Below are 15,164 nucleotides of genomic sequence, written 5' to 3'. Positions count from 1 at the left end.
TACTGGCACGGTGGGCCGTTACCCCACCGTCTACCTAATCGGCCGCAGCCACATCCTATAGCGCCGGAACGTTTCTCGCATTCGGCAGTTCAAGCGTGAATGCGATATCCACGATTAGCCTCAGTTTCCCGAGGTTATCATGGTCTATAGGGTAGTTTGGCCACGTGTTACTGAGCTATACGCCACGGGTCTAAGCCCGTGCGACTAGCATGGCTAAATCGGACTCCGATAGCAATGGCCTCCGGCAGGATCAACCGGAATGTGCTGATATACATCAGCGGCGGAAGTGGTTGCACTCCATTGGAAGCTAAAATGCTGAGGTATCCAACCCCAGCAACATCGTGTTGGGTCCGTGGGCTCACATCAGATCCCATCTTGACGGCGGACCGCAGGGGTGGGATCCTCATGCTGTCGGACACCACATCACCGTGACGTGGCGTCCAAATCGCTCCGGGCGACCCGGCGCGACCTTCGAACGGATATAATCGCAGAGGAGTGCGATATATAAGACCAGCGGTTCAGGAGTCGTATGAGTAGTGAAATCACACGACAGCAATGTGAAGACGAACCATCGTTCGAGATGGTTCAGATAGAGAATAGAGGCAATAAATGAAAACGCGCTTACTCTAGTCTTCGAATAGCTGGACAACAAAACAAAATACGACAGGGGACCGACTACGATCGATACTCTTCGGCATCGACGACACTTTTCGTTTTTTCGTGCGTGGAATCACCATCTGCGGAGACAATTGGTGCACCCCATTCACGGTCAACTGCAGCGACAAGTCCATCGACACCGTCGAGGTATGGCCCCCCAAACGGGATCTCGTCCGCGATTCGAGCAGCACTTACAGACAATTCCTCATCGACTTCGGCGACTTCCCCCCACCCGAGCGCTTCAATCGCTTCGTCGATGTCCCCATCTAGGTGATTTCCCACACCGATGATCGCCTCAGTGTACGCTGGTGCAGGTATCACCCCCAGACTTGGTCAGCACCGCCGTTTGCCTCATAGTACTCTTTTGTCGCTGGAACGCCACTCAGATAGTCGATGAAAAAATTCGCATCGAGGACTTTCATGTATTTCCAAGATCGCGCAGTCGTTCCTTTCGATCCTCTTTGGCTTTGACACGCTTTTCTCGGATCCACTCTCCCTGCTTTTCGGACAAAATCCCGAACCCGTCATCGAAGTCACTCTCTGTGGTGTCCTCAATCAATCGATCGAGAACGTCATTATACGACTCGCTCTCACGTCGCCGGTTATCGAGCCGTTTTTTAATACATTCACTGACACGAATCTATTCATCGGCGGTTGCCATCTCTTCTGTCAACGTTGGCGTTGACAGCGTAAATTGTTTGGCTCTATTCTATCGTAGTATGCCAATCGAACACTCTTCCTAACATCCGTCGGCAGCGACAGTAGTCGCGAGTGTCGCCTGGCTGTCTGCATCACCCGGCCGTCGTGGCCCGATTTGTACCCCTGAAGGGGCCGAATAAGATAGCACGTCAGTGGCTGCCCAGTCTTCACAGTACGCTCTGAGAAGAGGGCGAAATCGTTCCAGTCCCAGCTCCTCGAGCAGCCAGTCGATCTCGTCGATTCGCTTGCCGAGTTCATAATAGCGATCTGGCGAGATCTCGACGTGGTCGGTCTCGGCAATCACCTCCATCACGAGTGCCCCAGGCATCGTCGGCGGTGCCGACTGTTTGATATAGCCGCCGGGTGGCTGGGGCTGTGGGTTCGGATGAGGTTCGTGATACGGCGTGTGTTCGTCCGTCGCTGCGGCCCACCACGGTTCCAGTTGGGCGACAAAGCCATCATCGGTCTCCTCGACGAGGAAGAACGCGCGAAGTGTCTTCCAGTGTCGGTCGTACGAACTCTCACTCGTTACTTCGATAAGGGCCTGCCGATCCAGTGGCTCGTCGCTCGCGAACAGCGCCGAGAGCATCCGACGGGCGGCCGGCGGTAGCGTCGGGAACAGCGCCTCACTCGGGAGCGTCGCCAGGGCGTTCTGGACCGACCACGTGTCAAGGCGATCGCGAGCCGTATCCCGGGCTTCCAGGGCGGTGAGCGCGTCGGCAACGAGGAACGGGTCCGGTCCGCGGTCGTTGGCCGCGAGGGCAGCCTCAAGACACCGGGTCAACCGGTCCGGATCCTGCCGATTCGTCTCGTAGAACCCCTTGCGGTCGGCGATCTCCCGGACGAGCCCCCGGATATGACCGTGCGAATTAGCTTCGACCATCGGGATATCGAGCATGGCGGCGTCTTCGACCCCCTCGTCGACGCGTTCGCGAAGGCGGCTCGATTCTGCTGCGATGGCTTCCTCGACGTGGTCCCGGAGCGCTGTCGCCTCAGGTCCAGAGAGAATCCACGAGGCGGTGAGGTCCGCCGTCGAATCGACTTCGTCAACGTCGTATGCGGCCCGCGCTTTCAGCTTCTCTTTGCGGTCTTCGATACACATCCGATACCAGCTGTGGAAGCCGTTCTCGTCCTCGTAGCCAGCCTGTTTGGTGACAGTAAAGCGCATGAACTCCAGGAAGTGCTGGAGTGCCTCATCGTTCGCAAGCAGTTCTTTGGTTCGTGGCAACCGCAGGTTGATCGTGACGTCGATCCCGGCGGCGTAGTACAGGTGCGTTGCCGACGTGAGTAGACCGTGCAGGTCGTTGAACAACTCTCGCCGGAGGCCGTTATCGAGGTCGTCCAGTTCACCAACCTTCGAGAGAATGTTCGACCGGACAGCGCCGATGCGATCGCGCCAGTTGTCGTAGTGTTCGAGTTCGTCTTCGCTCAGCCAGCCGATCTGCTGGGCTCGAACAAGGACATCATGAAGGTCATTCTCGAAGGCTTCGACCCCACCGTGAGTCTGTTCGAACTGTCTTCCGACGGCGTCAATAGTTAAGGCCTTACTGAGCATCCGATTTCCAAGTAAGCTAGCACAGAGACGTGCCATCGTCTGTGCTGGACCGCCCCACTGCGTGATCAAGAGGGCGTGATCGTCGAAGATCGACGCGTAGGTGACACGGCCATCGCCGGATGGTGCTTGCCGTTCGTTCGTCCAGTCGATGAGGTCCGCATCGGCGAAGTTCACGCCGGAGACACGTTCTCCGGCCAGCATGCGACGGTGCAAGACTGGCGGCTCGACCTTGCGAGGTCCGGTCGAATCGCCGAGGAACTGCACGTACCCATCGTCGGCTGGGTCGCCAGTATCGGCCAACCACCGTTCGGCTGGGGGGTGGTGGTCCCCTCCTGTTCCTTGGGGGGCTACACTGTACTTGTGAGACGCTGAAGGGTGTCCATAAGACGCACCCACCAATCGGGATTGGTCCCGATGGACGACCTCGCCCGTCGGCATCACATACTCCTGTGCAGCGGTGCCCAGCGCCGTCAACGACAGCCGGTTGGAGGCATGCGACCGGTCGATTGCGATGAGCTCTGCAGCCTCCAGATCAGCCACATAGCGGTCGATACTGGCGTCGGCATAGTCGATATGGGCGTCTCGCTTCAGTGCCCGCACCGAGCGCTCGCCGTCTCGATCGAGCTGGGCCAACAGCGTCAGCAGGCCGGTCTGGGTAGCGTTGTCCTCGACGAAGGCCCAAGCTTTCTCGGCGACGTCGGGGTCCGTTGACGAGGCCGTGGCATCGGCTGGCCGCCGGGACGTCTGCCCGGCGTCAGTAAGGAACGCGAAGCGCCCAGCCCACGTGGGCACATCGTCTTCCTCGTCGAGTGCATTCTTCGTGAGCCGACGCACGCGCTGGCGGACGCCCGGGGACATCCAGAGGCGGACATCGAACCCAGCAGCGAGCGCATCGAAGGCCGTCAGTGCCCGCTTGATCGTTTCGCGGTCGGCGGCGGTCCATGCCTCCCCGTCGAGGACGAACGTCAGCGTGTGCGGGACAGCGCGCTCTTTATGGAGCGCTACCAGCGAATGACGGAGTGCGTCGACGCCGGCGTTGAACTGCCCCTGGCTGGTCCCCGTCGTTTCGAGTGTTTTCGTGATGCGCTCGAACTGCTCGGTGCCATCGAAGCCACGGCGCACGCGGTAGACCTCGTCGGCCCACAGAAGCGCGTACCGACCGATAGCGTCGAGATACGACCGCGCCTCTTCGACGGCGGCTGTGTTGGCGTCGACGGTGTCCAACTGTGCGATGGAGTCGATTAGTTCCTCGTGGATGAACGTCCCGACGGCACCGGCCCCGGCGTCGGGGTCGCGGTAGTCAAAGGTGTAGCGCTCGCGTGCGAGATCCTGGACGAGGCGTGCCGTCGAGGGTACTAACTCTGTGACGACGTCGGGAAGCCACTCGGAGGTGCGCGGGCTCACATCGTGATAGGTCCGGCCGGCGATGCCCAGTTGCCCGCCGGGATCGATTAGCGAGACGCCGGGGGAGCGGGAATCGCCGTCGGTGATCCCGTGGAGTTGCGGGCGATCGGCGACGGGAACGTCGAGGTCGGGTCCGGTCCCCGGGGTTTGCGTCGTCGCACTCGACTCGGTAGTGTCGGGCTCGTTGTGTTCGCCAGTCAGCTGGTCGACGAGGTCGGGAGCAAGGCCAAGGCCGTCGAGATAGGCGCGGTCGTCGACGACGGGCTCATCCGTGCGTGTGGCTTGCGCCCAGTAGGGATCGAGATCGGCGTCGCCGGCGCCGGCTCGGTCGGCCAGGAGCGCACTGCGTTGCTGGTTCGCGACGTCTCTGTCGTCGGCCTGTGCGAGCGATTTGAGCGCGTTCTGCTGGTGGCGCGTGCCACAGCGCGGACAGGTGGCTGTGTCGTCATTTGTGTCCTCGAGGAGCCACAGCGACTGACAGTCCGAACAGCCGACGACGTGGTAGGTCATCGGAAATCACCGCCGGAGAGTGCTCTACAGGAGTGTCGCCCACCATCGCGACCACGGCCGCGACAGTGTTGCGCTCGGCAGAGTGAACGGTGGTGAGGGACGCGTCGCTGCGTGGGCGAGCCCCCACACCCAGTCCCCAGGCGTACTATCGGGTCGTCAGACCCGTCGAGGGAGAGAGATAATCCAGCCATTCGCGACGCTTACAACGGTCTCACGGCTCTCTGACCAACTGTGAGTCCCCCGAGCGTGCGCAGAGATGCGTCTGGCGCTGGGGGGAAATGCTTATGATGGGGGCACAGGAAGAGTAAGGTGTCCAAACCTTGGGGGCGAATTAACGCCCCCCTCTTCCTGTGCCCCACTTCGATTAGTGGTGGGTCTGTCCTTGCTTGATACCGAAATGTGACATCCCGTCCCGTATTAAATCCCCCGCACAGATTGACATCGCGTCTGACGCACGTCATGCGCTTGGGCCCGCCAGCACAGTCCCGCTCAGCAGTCATGGACGCCCTCCATGTGACGGTGATGGGCTTCGACGGTCGCGCTGCTGGCATCGCAGAGGACACAGTCGATGTCCTCGTCGGCGCCGTCGACGTCGTAGTAGTTGCCATGGCCCGTCATCGTCGGACCTCCGTGCGCCGTTCGATGACGACGTCGTGGCCGTAGTCGCCGCGGCGGTACTGCTCGGAGAGGTTCTCGACGGTCGCGAACTCGTGGGTCCACTCCGTGTAGTGGACGAGATCACCGACAGCGTAGCGCAGGCGCCATTTCTGGCGCTGTGTGGGCGCTGGATCTGGTTCGTCTTGCGTCGGGGAACTGGCCCGAGACATCACTCGCGCCCCTCCTGTGGCAGGTGACAGCCCTGGATGCCCGGCTGGCCACGATGGCGCAGGTCTGCGAAGGGCACGCGGAACGTCATCAGGTCTGCGTGCTGGACCGCGTCGACGAGCTGGCGGCGCTGGTCGCGATCACCGGCCGTGTCGGTGAGTCGCTGGATGGTTTCGCCGGCCAGATCCGCTAAGAGGACGCCACGGACGGCGTCGGCCTCAACGTGGGTGATCAGGAGTGGCGGCTCGCTGTCGACGGTCGTGACGGCGACGACCTCGCCGTGTTCGGGCGTGGTCATCATCAGTGATCCGCCTCCGTGTCCAGTCGGTGGCCCAGCCTTTTGTTGCGAAGTTGCGAACGGGCTACTGTGGCACGACCGAGTATTTCCGTCTCAGACGAACTGCTAGAGGAATTCGACGACAAACTCTTCGAGATGAAAGCCGCCGGGAAGCTCGACCGGGATGTCTCCCGGAGTGAGTTGATCGCTCGGTTGATGAGCGAGTGGATCGAGGAGCGCGAGGACGTACCCGACCCGCTTTGAGGCGTCATTTTTCACCACCGCCATCGGCGATGGCCTGGGGACGGTCGCACACCTGGACGAGCGTGTCAGCCTGGCACTGGAGCTGGCGGCGGCCGGTGTCGGTGAGCCGGTAGGCGTTCGTACGCTTGTCGCTGGCCTGCCGTTCGACGGTCACGAGCCCAGCGTCGTCGAGTTCGTCGAGATTCTGGTAGAGCCGGCTGTGGTTGATCGGGTCGGGGTAGCGCTCGTCGAGGTACGCCTTCAGCGCGAGTCCGTAGGGTTCGTCGTCGACGGCGGCGATGGCCGTCAGGAGATCGCGCTGGAAGGCGGTGAGGGCGTGCCACTCAGTCATTGGTGGCCTCCGTGCGTTGGCATGATCGGAGGGTGGTGAGGGTGGTACGTGAGTCTGCGGCGGGCGGGTGATCGAATCGCGTCTGTGCTGGGTCGATTTTCGTCTCTAACCCGCTGCGGGGTGTTCGTGGCCCGCTCAGGCGTGACCGAATCGTGACCGAATGTGACTGAATGGGCGTTGGCGAGCGATGCGACTGTTCGTGGGTGGGTTTGGCTGCTCTCATGGGTTCGATGCGACGCCGCCGGTCTGTGTGGGCGTCGCCTATCTCAGACTACTATCGCCGACTCTATTAATAGTTGCCGTACGGTAACCAGTATCCGAGCGACTCTGAAGTAATAATCCGGTGGTGATTTTTGTTTCCAAGGAGGATAGCAACCAAGATGGGTGAGCGAGGGCGTAAGAAAACCGTATCTGATGCTGAAATACTCCGCCAGTTTGCGCTAGATCCAGCCCCATTTATGCACCCAACGGAGCTAACTGAAACGCTTGATATGTCCCGTCAGGGAGTCTACAAGCGCTTGAAGGATCTGGAAGAGCAGGGGCTATTAGAAAGTAAGAAGGCCGCCGATACTCGGAACTGGTGGATCACAGATGAGGGCCGTCGTTATCTCTCAGAGAGGTCTTGAGTGTTCTCTCGCCACCATCCAATCATATGCTGTGTCGGCTTCTTACAGTTGATCTTACCCTCTTGATGGAGCTTCTGAAGCCTCTTGTGAATCGCAGTACGAGTGATCGGGAGCACGGTTTCTAATTCACTCGCGGTCACAAATGGGCCATCGATCTCATCGAACGCCTCCAATAACTCTTGATCTGAGACTAATTGATTCCCGTGGGAAGAGCTCATCTGTTGTGATTAGCATTTAGTTACCGCACGACAATAGTTTTATGGTGGTCGCGATACATAATCTGAGTACAGGAACACACGCGCCGCTGGGCGATTTCCGACAGAAATCGCCCCGGTGCTAGAGACACCGAGGCGCGTGGTTCCAGTGGATAAGAACCAATGGCAACTACGCAAGCGAATCCCCAAGAACGTATCGCACGCGAACGATTGACTCAGCGGCCGACGTTCATCGGCGTCGACGGCAACGGTGGCGCCCACTACTGGAGCAGCTACGAGCAGACGGTTGTTGTGGTGGAAGGCTACGACGCCGAGACAGTCGAACTGGCTGAGACTCCTTTTGCTACGTTGGGCGAGTGGTGTGAGTATACGCATCGAGAGCGTGGGTGGGAGATCGGGCCGCATGTCGGTGGGACGCTCGTCGACGATCTCGTTCGGGCGGTGAAAGCATGAGCAGCCAGTCCGTCGCCGAGGCGAAGGGCTTCGTCTACGAGCCCGTTCGTGGACCGAAACGGAAGGTGGAGTTCAAGCCGCGGAGTGATGGCGGCTTCGAGCGGATCGAGGCGGTGTGGAATGGGTGCCAGTCTCGACGATGGCGTGGATCCCGTGGAAACATCATATAACAGCACATATGATTCTGCCGTGTTGAATAGCGGCCCCTGAGCCAATGTGAAGTGACATTGATTCTGATACCGCTGGTATCAGCCCCTGACAAGCCGATTCAAATTTCGACCGTCTTGGCCAACGCCGCTATTCAACAGAGCAGATGATTCCGGTATGTAAACATTCTTGAGCACGATGTTTGACTTGTCCTTATGGAGCTTATCGATATAGAGATTGAACGATTCCGGTCCGTCAAGGAGCAGACGGGTTCAGAATCTATTGAATTTCAAGGGTTAGATTGTCTGGTAGGCGAAAATAATTCTGGGAAGACCAATATCCTTTCTGCCGTTCGGTTTTTGTTAGAGGAAGAGACAAAGGAAAATGATAGTGAGCTCTTCTGGCAGAAACGAGACAACGAAACTGTAGAGGTACGAGGATACTTTGAAACTACGCCAACTGATTTAGACCGTATCGGCCTTGTTTAGACGCAGTACAAATCGGCTCTTGCGGCGTATGCTCCGCGAACAGATCGACACGATGAGGCACTCAGGACAGGTTTTAGATCAACCGCAACGGCCCGTGACTCGCCGGTTGAGGAGCGTCTAAACACGGCCGACCGTATCAATAAGGACAAGAAAAGAGGGCAAATTGAAGACATCCTGCTGGAGGAGCACAACGGACATGAATCAGTTCTTGCCGTGTGTAGACGGTTTGATGGCTCTGAGAAGTCATCGCCATCGTTCAAACTTCTACAAGAGCTTCCTGTCAAAGAGGAACTCCAAAAGAGCACTGTAGAGGATGAACGGGATAGGCTCTGGAAAAAGCAAAAAGAGGACGACGGATTTAGTAAGTCTGATTACCGTTCTGAGATGGAACAAAAGTACGAGGGTCTTGCAGAATGTATCCCAGAAGATAAGCGAACACAGAAAGGGATATGGATCGATAAATTCCCTGAATTTATTGAAGAGAACCGTTATGATATCGAACTTGCGCTCACACCAACGGACTTCCCGAGTGGAACCAAAAGTCGGACGCGCGATCAGCTTCTCCCGGAGATTATCACAATCCCAGCAGTCAAGGAAATGGATTCGACGACGAAGCGTGGTGGTGAAGTTGGTGAATTGATCGACGTCATCTCTGAGGATATCCAAGAGGAGCTAAATGCCGACTTAGAGGCTCAACTAGCGGATTTTGGATTCAGGGATCATCAAGGAATTACCCAAATAGAGGACCGTGTCACACGCCATCTGGGAGATACATTTGACGATCGTGAAGTATCGTTCGACTTCCCCAGCTTCTCTATCAGTAGACTCTGATTTCACCGGGTTTTGTTGCACAGGTTAACGGCACCGTTACCCCGCACGCCGAATCGCGTGAAGCGTCTCTGTCGCAGTAATATCCACGTCGGTCCCTAACCGGTGAGGGGCTTCTCGATTAAGCGCCACCCACATATTGAAAAATAACTGGGCGACGCCAGCGTACAACGTCCGCATCGACCGATCAGAAGACCGGCACCGCCCCATGAAGTCGTTCTTCAACTGGCGAATTGCGGTCTCAACGCGCCACCGGGTCCTGAACTGGTAGGCAAGCCCACGTAGGTCTCGCTCTCCAACATCAAGCGGGGTGAGGAACGCCTCGTGTTCTCGGTCGCGCTCATCCGCTGCTTCTTCCTCCGGGAAGATCGGCGAGACGAACGCATTCGGGCGCTTCTGCGGCGGTAGTCCCGCGAACTCAATCCCGATCTCATATCCGAACTCACCACTGGGGGTATCCTCCCGAAGTCGCTTGATGTCCCCCTTGTTCTTCGCCTGGATTATGTAGTCAACGTCGGTCTCGGAACACGCCGTTACAACGCTCCCTTGGTACATCTCCCGGTCGAAGTATCCCCTTCCTGCTTCAACCGGGGATAGCTCCCGAAAGTATCGGAGGAAGCGACGAAACGTGGCAGCAATCTCACTTCGCTTTTTCATTAGCGAGGCGTTCAGGACGTACTTGTGGGTCGCGTTAGCAATCGAGAGTACGCCGTACTGCCAGGCTGACGCCGTGTTATTCGACGCCTTGCGTCCGCCAGTCCATTCGTGGGACTGCCCATACCAGTTGACATCAGTGACATCGTACGCCAAGTGAACCGGTCCTCCAGGCGTGAGACCTGGTCGCTGCATCAACGCGTACGTTGCCTCAGCGAACTTCCGTTCCAGTTCCGCGACGGAGAAGTCTTTCGCGTATCTTCGAACCGTCCGTGAAGGCGGGACAGCATCAGTATAATCCATCCACTTGAGAACCTCAACGCCGTTCTCCAGATAGCAGTTCTCTAAGGCGATATGAGCGAAGAGGGAGAGAAATGATTCAGTAGGATACTGGAAATTGGGGGTGTCCGGGTCTCGGTCGAACACGACATAGGGGGTTACGATCTCCAGATACTCCTCGACGAGAGTACAGGCAGCATCCATCTTCTCGTCCATACTGACACCGAAGTATTCGGCGGCTTCACGCGGCCGACTAGGGTTAGCAGGCAGGTCTCCCGGCGAGGTTCCGTTGAACGTGAAGTGAAGAGAGGCGTTTTCTACGCGCCGGTAAAGTTGGTCGACGGCCGCAGCATCGACATCGTTCACCCAGCGCGAGAGCGTCGTGTAGTCTGGAATGGGGGAGTGAACCCCCACCTCAGTGGCGACCTCCCGCCACTCCGACAACCGCTGCTCCAGATCTCTGTACGAGATATCGAGATCCCGCCTCAGGACTGCCACCCGGTACTTTACTCGTTGAGCCTCGGATAGTACCCCCCAGTTGTCGACGACAGCCGGGGCGGCAACGAGGTTTACAAATCGAATTGTTTGAACGGCGGTATGGACGCGGGCTTGTTCGCGTTCAGGGACATCGTAGTCGCCAATTCGCAGCGAATATGAATGAGAAGACTGCGTCTCTTGAGGCGGCTCCGACAGCGACAGTTGTACCGAAAGGGGGAGGGATTCCGTGCGGAAGTCGCGGTCCATACCCCTCACTTACAGTGATCACTAAACAATATTGTCACGTACAACGAACACCCGCAAAATCAGAGTCTACTGGTAAAGAACGAACCTACGACAAACTCGGAGAGATCCAGATCCAGATCAGCGACGCTGACCATGTCGATCTACTGTGTGAAGGCTAGTACCCACACGTGACACGTTGATGCCGGTCTAAATCAAGACTGGCACTGTTTCCGAGCGTTTCAGTACTACTTTCGGTACTTCTCAAGTCCAAGGGCGAATGTCTGACGCAGTTATTTGTATCACCGATATGTATACAGTATCTGTATATGGCATCAGTGCAACGAGCAGCAACCTACGTCGAAAAGGGGGGCGTTGGGAAGACGACCAGTGCCGCCCATATCGCCGTTGCTGCACACAACATGGGCCACAAGGTCCTCCTGGTGGATCTCGCCGGCACCCAGAACGACCTGGCCACACACTTCGGCATCTCCATCGTCGACGAAGAGACGACAACCGACGGCGGCGTTTCCATCGACGCCCCGATCTCGGCTGTCTTCGGAGACGACTGGGAGTTCCTGCGGGACAACATCGACGACCTCCTGGACCGGATGACCTTCGCGACCGACGAGGGGCCGGATCTCATCCCAGCCGATCCAGGACTGGGCGGCGCCGACAACAACCTCGCGAACGTGCCGCTTGAGGAACGCTACCAGAAACTGGATGGCTTCGTCGAGGATCTCGTTGCTAACCAGTACGATCTCGTCGTGTTCGACCTGCCCGGGAAGGAAGACAACATCGCGCTCAACGGCCTCTTTGCTGCCCGGAACGTCGTTGCGCCGCTGAAACCAGGTGCCTTCGAGCGCGACCAGCTCCAGAAGCTGGATGCAACACTTGAAGAGATCAGTAGCGACCTCGACGTCGACCTCGATATCGCACTGGTCATCCCGACAATCATCAGCAGCCAGGAGACGCTCTCGGAATCGTTCGTCGAGTACGTGACCGAAGAGTACCCCGAGATCGTTGGCGAGCCCGTCACGAAGACCGCGGACATCGGGAACAACCAGAACAACGGCCGGACACTCTTCGCGGTCCCCGATGACGAACTCTATGCCACCGGGAAGCGGGCACGCGAGGCGTACAGTACGAACACCGAGCAATTGCTGAGCCAACTCACAGACCGATGAGTGACACTACTGACGACCGCGACCCCGAAGAGCTACTCGAACAGTCGAAAGAACAGAAGCGCCATCGTAGCGAGTCCCAGCAACAGCGTGACGAGCCCGACGAGCCGTCGCTGGAGGAGCACATCGCCGACGTGTACGAAGAGCTCGATGCTGGTGAGGTGCCGACGAATCTCACGATGCGTGACCGAAACCTCGCAGCGCTGATCCGCGGTCTCGACGAGGCTGGCCAGCTGGACGACGTGGGATCCGACCTGCGCGAGCACCTCGACAGAGACGCTGCTGACTCAGAGAGTCGGGGTTCAGTGCTGGGACTGCTCGTGCGCGCGGGCCTCGACGAGGTACGGCCCGACCTCATCGAAGCCGGCGAAGCAGGGTACGAGACGTTCACCGAACGGCAAGAAACGCAGTTCTAAGCGACGGTTCCCTCTTACGGATCAATAGTCAACATCCACATTACGGATTCAGATAGTGTATCCAGATCACGTATCCATATTCTGTATCTGTATCTCATATCTGGAAATGTAGTCGAGGGACTGTGCAGTGATGTTGCGAAGATGGTTCTATAATGCAAAGGTTTCACGTATATAGATACTGAAAGAAGTGTCTGAGACTCACTGAGACTGCGCTTCTGAGAAACTTATCGGAATCCGTTCAGGAACCAGTGGAGAAATCGACGGTCAGAGTAGCGCCGCCGCTCACGACCGAGCGGGCCCAGAGGAAACGAGGGGTTAGTCCGGCGGCTCCAGACTGTAGCTCTTCTTGGCGAACGTCAAAAACGAGTTCGCCGTAATCGCCGGCTCGTCACCGACCTCGCTGTCCATCTCCAACTGCACGAGAATGTCTACGAGCCGCCAGCAGTTGTAGAGGACGCAGGCGAACGCGAAGTTGAAGTACCGAAACCGGTGGTCAGGGCTTTGCGTCTCCGCAAGGAACGTCTTCAGCTTCTTGAACCCGTTCTCGATGCCCCAGCGCCGCTTGTACCGAGCCATCAGCCGCCCGATCTGGTGTTTCATCTCTCGCTCGTCATCGGTATCGACATCCACCCACGGAAGATTCGTCTCGAAAGGCACGGTCGGCGCTTCGACACGCGCCGTCTCCTCGATCTCCTCCTCTTCGGCAACCTCGTCAAGAAGGTTGCTCAACGGTGAGTCGCCGTCTCGGTCTTCCGATAGCGGCGTCGTGTCGCCAACATCCTCGAAGTCCTCGATGAGCTCCTGGCGAATCGTCACGTCAGTCCCGTCGTCTTCGTCCTCACGTTCCCACTCGCGCTTCGAGAGATAGACGGCCTTCCGCGTCGGCCCGTCGTCGAGACGCTCCTGCTCGACCACGTCGACGTCTTTGTCCTCGCTGGCGAGCTTGGCAATCTGGTGTTCGTGGTCGCTACTGGACCGCACGACACCGGGATTGAGGTAGTGGACGTCGTGGGCTTCGCAGGCGTCTTTGACGCCGTCGTTGGCGAACTCTCGGTCCATCATCACGAGGTCCAGACCAGGAACGACGTTAGTCGCTCCGTCGAGGAGCTCGTCCACGAGGTCGGCTCGCTTCCGACCGCGGGCGACTGGGGCGGCATCGAGGATCAGGGGCACGTCGTGGCCGACGAGCTTGATGACGGCCCACTGGAAGAACGGGCAGTCCTCGCCTTTGTAGCCGAGCAACCACGGCTCCTGGTTCCGGCCGTTGCTGTCACGGGTGACCTTGCCGCCCCACGGACTTCCTTTCGTGATGTCGATGGCAGCCATCTGCGTGCGCCCCATCTTGTCCTTCGATTTCGCCCGAGAAACGAGCGTACGGGCAGTTTCTTGGAGCATCGTGCGGATGCGCTGGGCGCCCAGCGTGCGCGTCTGAAGCCGGTGGGAGTCCCCCGAGGGCGTCCTCCTGCGGGTCGTGTCCTCGGCGAAGGATTGTGCACCGTCGTTGGGGTGCATGTCGGTCCGCATCCCGAGGTACGCCTGCTGTTCCCAGAACGAGCCTTCCGGGATAGAGGCGTTGCTGGCGCGGTCCAGCCGGAAGCAGTCCTCGACGATAGGCTTCGCACCCTTCCAGACCTCGCGGGCCTTCTCACGGGCGAGCGTATCCGTACTCTTTGAGTATATAACTGTCTCGGTCGGCTGGTCCGGGAGGAACTCGGGATCAGGTGCAGGGATGTCATGGTAGCGAGCAACATCTACGACGACTTCGGCGGCATCCTGGATGGCATCCTGGACGTCGGTGAGCCGGTCGTTCCACGCTCGCCAGAGTGTGGACTGGTCGGGGAGGCCATCGAAGCCGAGGTCGGTGCAGAGGCCGGGCTTCCCTTCGAGGTACGTGTGGAGTGCTTGTTCGTGTTTCCAGCCGTTGACGCAGCGGAGAACGTGCGCGCGGAAGACTGCACCCCAGGGTTTCGGTTCGCCTTGTGCGTGGTCGTAGGGGTCGTAGAAGCGGACGTAGCACGCCGGGACTCTGGCGACAAGGTCATCGAGTGTGACTGAGCGGTTGTAGCGGACTTGTTGTTTGCGGGGATAGGTTTTGAGGACGCCATCAACCATCTCGCGGTAGGTCATGTCGAAGGACCGTGCTTCTACGAGGTTGCCGGTGGTCGTGGCGAAGAGGCCGTCGACGCTGTAATCTTTCGGCGTAGATTCATAGCCGGCGTTGTCGAGTCGCCGCCGCGGCCCGAGGCGCGTCCACCGTGACCCCGTTGGAGCCTGTTTCGCGCGAGTTGCCACTATCTATGGGTGCTGCGGTTTCGTATATAAAGAGGGTGTCATAGAAGTCTTCACACACTATGGTCGAGATTGTGATTATTATAGAGCGTTACTAGCTTAGAAAGCCGTGCACTTGGTGCACGGTGCGTTGAAATGTTTAGAGTATCTCTTTTCGTTTCCGAATTATGATTTCTCTCACTCGTTCAGCGTGATTTGACTCGGATTGAACGAACGCTGTGAGGATGGCCTCGACGATCTCGGAGCGGCTGGCTCCGAGATCGTCACACTCAGCAACTAATTCGTCCACTTCTTGTACGATCTCTTCGTCAACAGCAACGCCGAATTTCTCTTTGCCCATATC

17 protein-coding genes and 1 other annotated feature are annotated in these 15,164 nt (G+C 58.3%); of the genes, 7 read left to right on the top strand and 10 right to left on the bottom strand.

All coding sequences use genetic code 11. From position 1 onward, the window contains the following. Window positions 1-205 (bottom strand) — a sequence feature (16S ribosomal RNA rRNA prediction is too short). A gap of 470 nt (window positions 206-675) precedes the next feature. The 6 genes from HALKA_RS20490 to HALKA_RS19690 form a co-directional block, all read right to left on the bottom strand. Continuing rightward, complete coding sequence (locus HALKA_RS20490; RefSeq protein WP_245545409.1) at window positions 676-978, bottom strand: PIN domain-containing protein; 303 nt, start codon at window positions 976-978, stop codon at window positions 676-678. 97 nt (window positions 979-1,075) lie between these two features. After that, window positions 1,076-1,297: an antitoxin VapB family protein gene (locus HALKA_RS20485; RefSeq protein WP_245545424.1), complete on the bottom strand. Its 222-nt coding sequence runs from the start codon at window positions 1,295-1,297 to the stop codon at window positions 1,076-1,078. A 99-nt stretch (window positions 1,298-1,396) separates the two neighbouring features. Further along, window positions 1,397-4,825, bottom strand: a complete 3,429-nt coding sequence (locus HALKA_RS0115415) for a DUF5817 domain-containing protein (protein ID WP_018258841.1) — start codon at window positions 4,823-4,825, stop codon at window positions 1,397-1,399. A gap of 489 nt (window positions 4,826-5,314) precedes the next feature. Further along, the gene (locus HALKA_RS22185; RefSeq protein ID WP_018258840.1) at window positions 5,315-5,443 is read right to left on the bottom strand and encodes a hypothetical protein; all 129 of its coding nucleotides are present in this window, start codon (window positions 5,441-5,443) and stop codon (window positions 5,315-5,317) included. Next, on the bottom strand, window positions 5,440-5,652 hold the full coding sequence (locus HALKA_RS0115405; RefSeq protein ID WP_018258839.1) for a hypothetical protein: 213 nt from the start codon (window positions 5,650-5,652) through the stop codon (window positions 5,440-5,442). The genes HALKA_RS22185 and HALKA_RS0115405 overlap by 4 nt, the downstream gene beginning before the upstream one ends. Then, on the bottom strand, window positions 5,652-5,951 hold the full coding sequence (locus HALKA_RS19690) for a hypothetical protein (RefSeq protein ID WP_245545408.1): 300 nt from the start codon (window positions 5,949-5,951) through the stop codon (window positions 5,652-5,654). The genes HALKA_RS0115405 and HALKA_RS19690 overlap by 1 nt, the downstream gene beginning before the upstream one ends. Window positions 5,952-6,017: 66 nt before the next feature. Here HALKA_RS19690 and HALKA_RS21490 point away from each other — a divergent pair, with 66 nt between their 5' ends. Next, window positions 6,018-6,191, top strand: a complete 174-nt coding sequence (locus HALKA_RS21490; RefSeq protein ID WP_018258837.1) for a CopG family ribbon-helix-helix protein — start codon at window positions 6,018-6,020, stop codon at window positions 6,189-6,191. 4 nt (window positions 6,192-6,195) lie between these two features. Here the strand turns inward: HALKA_RS21490 and HALKA_RS0115390 are convergent, their stop codons facing one another. Continuing rightward, window positions 6,196-6,522, bottom strand: coding sequence for a PadR family transcriptional regulator (locus HALKA_RS0115390; RefSeq protein ID WP_018258836.1), 327 nt, complete (start codon window positions 6,520-6,522; stop codon window positions 6,196-6,198). 380 nt (window positions 6,523-6,902) lie between these two features. Here HALKA_RS0115390 and HALKA_RS20480 point away from each other — a divergent pair, with 380 nt between their 5' ends. The 4 genes from HALKA_RS20480 (at window position 6,903) to HALKA_RS21110 (ending at window position 9,282) form a co-directional block, all read left to right on the top strand. Further along, complete coding sequence (locus HALKA_RS20480) at window positions 6,903-7,148, top strand: winged helix-turn-helix domain-containing protein (protein WP_080505830.1); 246 nt, start codon at window positions 6,903-6,905, stop codon at window positions 7,146-7,148. A gap of 377 nt (window positions 7,149-7,525) precedes the next feature. After that, the gene (locus HALKA_RS0115380) at window positions 7,526-7,816 is read left to right on the top strand and encodes a hypothetical protein (protein ID WP_026190348.1); all 291 of its coding nucleotides are present in this window, start codon (window positions 7,526-7,528) and stop codon (window positions 7,814-7,816) included. Window positions 7,817-8,178: 362 nt separating this feature from the next. Then, complete coding sequence (locus HALKA_RS20475; protein ID WP_080505829.1) at window positions 8,179-8,451, top strand: AAA family ATPase; 273 nt, start codon at window positions 8,179-8,181, stop codon at window positions 8,449-8,451. 384 nt (window positions 8,452-8,835) lie between these two features. Then, window positions 8,836-9,282, top strand: a complete 447-nt coding sequence (locus HALKA_RS21110; RefSeq protein ID WP_155119422.1) for a hypothetical protein — start codon at window positions 8,836-8,838, stop codon at window positions 9,280-9,282. A 36-nt stretch (window positions 9,283-9,318) separates the two neighbouring features. On the opposite strand, the gene HALKA_RS21105 is transcribed toward HALKA_RS21110, so the two are convergent. Beyond that, on the bottom strand, window positions 9,319-10,956 hold the full coding sequence (locus HALKA_RS21105) for a transposase (protein ID WP_018258832.1): 1,638 nt from the start codon (window positions 10,954-10,956) through the stop codon (window positions 9,319-9,321). Window positions 10,957-11,261: 305 nt separating this feature from the next. On the opposite strand from HALKA_RS21105, the gene HALKA_RS0115360 reads away from it, so the two are divergent. After that, a complete protein-coding gene (locus HALKA_RS0115360; RefSeq protein WP_026190347.1) occupies window positions 11,262-12,119 on the top strand; it encodes a ParA family protein in 858 nt (285 codons plus the stop codon). Further along, window positions 12,116-12,532 carry a DUF8115 family protein gene (locus HALKA_RS0115355; RefSeq protein ID WP_018258830.1) on the top strand — a complete coding sequence of 139 codons (417 nt, stop codon included), beginning with the start codon at window positions 12,116-12,118 and terminating at the stop codon, window positions 12,530-12,532. Before HALKA_RS0115360 ends, HALKA_RS0115355 begins: the two co-directional genes overlap by 4 nt. A 315-nt stretch (window positions 12,533-12,847) precedes the next feature. On the opposite strand, the gene HALKA_RS0115350 is transcribed toward HALKA_RS0115355, so the two are convergent. Both HALKA_RS0115350 and HALKA_RS0115345 read right to left on the bottom strand, forming a co-directional pair. Further along, window positions 12,848-14,659, bottom strand: a complete 1,812-nt coding sequence (locus tag HALKA_RS0115350) for a transposase (protein ID WP_026190346.1) — start codon at window positions 14,657-14,659, stop codon at window positions 12,848-12,850. A gap of 301 nt (window positions 14,660-14,960) precedes the next feature. Then, window positions 14,961-15,164, bottom strand: a 204-nt coding sequence (locus tag HALKA_RS0115345) for a ribbon-helix-helix domain-containing protein (RefSeq protein WP_211206029.1), incomplete at its 5' end; no start/stop codon positions are given.

This window comes from Halomicrobium katesii DSM 19301, assembly GCF_000379085.1.
GTDB lineage: Archaea > Halobacteriota > Halobacteria > Halobacteriales > Haloarculaceae > Halomicrobium > Halomicrobium katesii.
This window is presented reverse-complemented; position numbering and strand designations above follow the sequence as displayed.

Excerpts from the sequence above, each read along its gene's own strand:
- HALKA_RS21110 (WP_155119422.1), top strand. The coding sequence starts at position 8,836 with ATGGAACAAAAGTACGAGGGTCTTGCAGAATGTATCCCAGAAGATAAG.
- HALKA_RS20475 (WP_080505829.1), top strand. The coding sequence starts at position 8,179 with ATGGAGCTTATCGATATAGAGATTGAACGATTCCGGTCCGTCAAGGAG.
- HALKA_RS0115380 (WP_026190348.1), top strand. The coding sequence starts at position 7,526 with ATGGCAACTACGCAAGCGAATCCCCAAGAACGTATCGCACGCGAACGA.
- HALKA_RS0115390 (WP_018258836.1), bottom strand. The coding sequence starts at position 6,522 with ATGACTGAGTGGCACGCCCTCACCGCCTTCCAGCGCGATCTCCTGACG.
- HALKA_RS19690 (WP_245545408.1), bottom strand. The coding sequence starts at position 5,951 with ATGATGACCACGCCCGAACACGGCGAGGTCGTCGCCGTCACGACCGTC.
- HALKA_RS22185 (WP_018258840.1), bottom strand. The coding sequence starts at position 5,443 with ATGACGGGCCATGGCAACTACTACGACGTCGACGGCGCCGACGAGGAC.
- HALKA_RS21105 (WP_018258832.1), bottom strand. The coding sequence starts at position 10,956 with ATGGACCGCGACTTCCGCACGGAATCCCTCCCCCTTTCGGTACAACTG.
- HALKA_RS20480 (WP_080505830.1), top strand. The coding sequence starts at position 6,903 with ATGGGTGAGCGAGGGCGTAAGAAAACCGTATCTGATGCTGAAATACTC.
- HALKA_RS0115355 (WP_018258830.1), top strand. The coding sequence starts at position 12,116 with ATGAGTGACACTACTGACGACCGCGACCCCGAAGAGCTACTCGAACAG.
- HALKA_RS0115415 (WP_018258841.1), bottom strand. The coding sequence starts at position 4,825 with ATGACCTACCACGTCGTCGGCTGTTCGGACTGTCAGTCGCTGTGGCTC.
- HALKA_RS0115360 (WP_026190347.1), top strand. The coding sequence starts at position 11,262 with ATGGCATCAGTGCAACGAGCAGCAACCTACGTCGAAAAGGGGGGCGTT.
- HALKA_RS0115350 (WP_026190346.1), bottom strand. The coding sequence starts at position 14,659 with ATGACCTACCGCGAGATGGTTGATGGCGTCCTCAAAACCTATCCCCGC.
- HALKA_RS0115405 (WP_018258839.1), bottom strand. The coding sequence starts at position 5,652 with ATGTCTCGGGCCAGTTCCCCGACGCAAGACGAACCAGATCCAGCGCCC.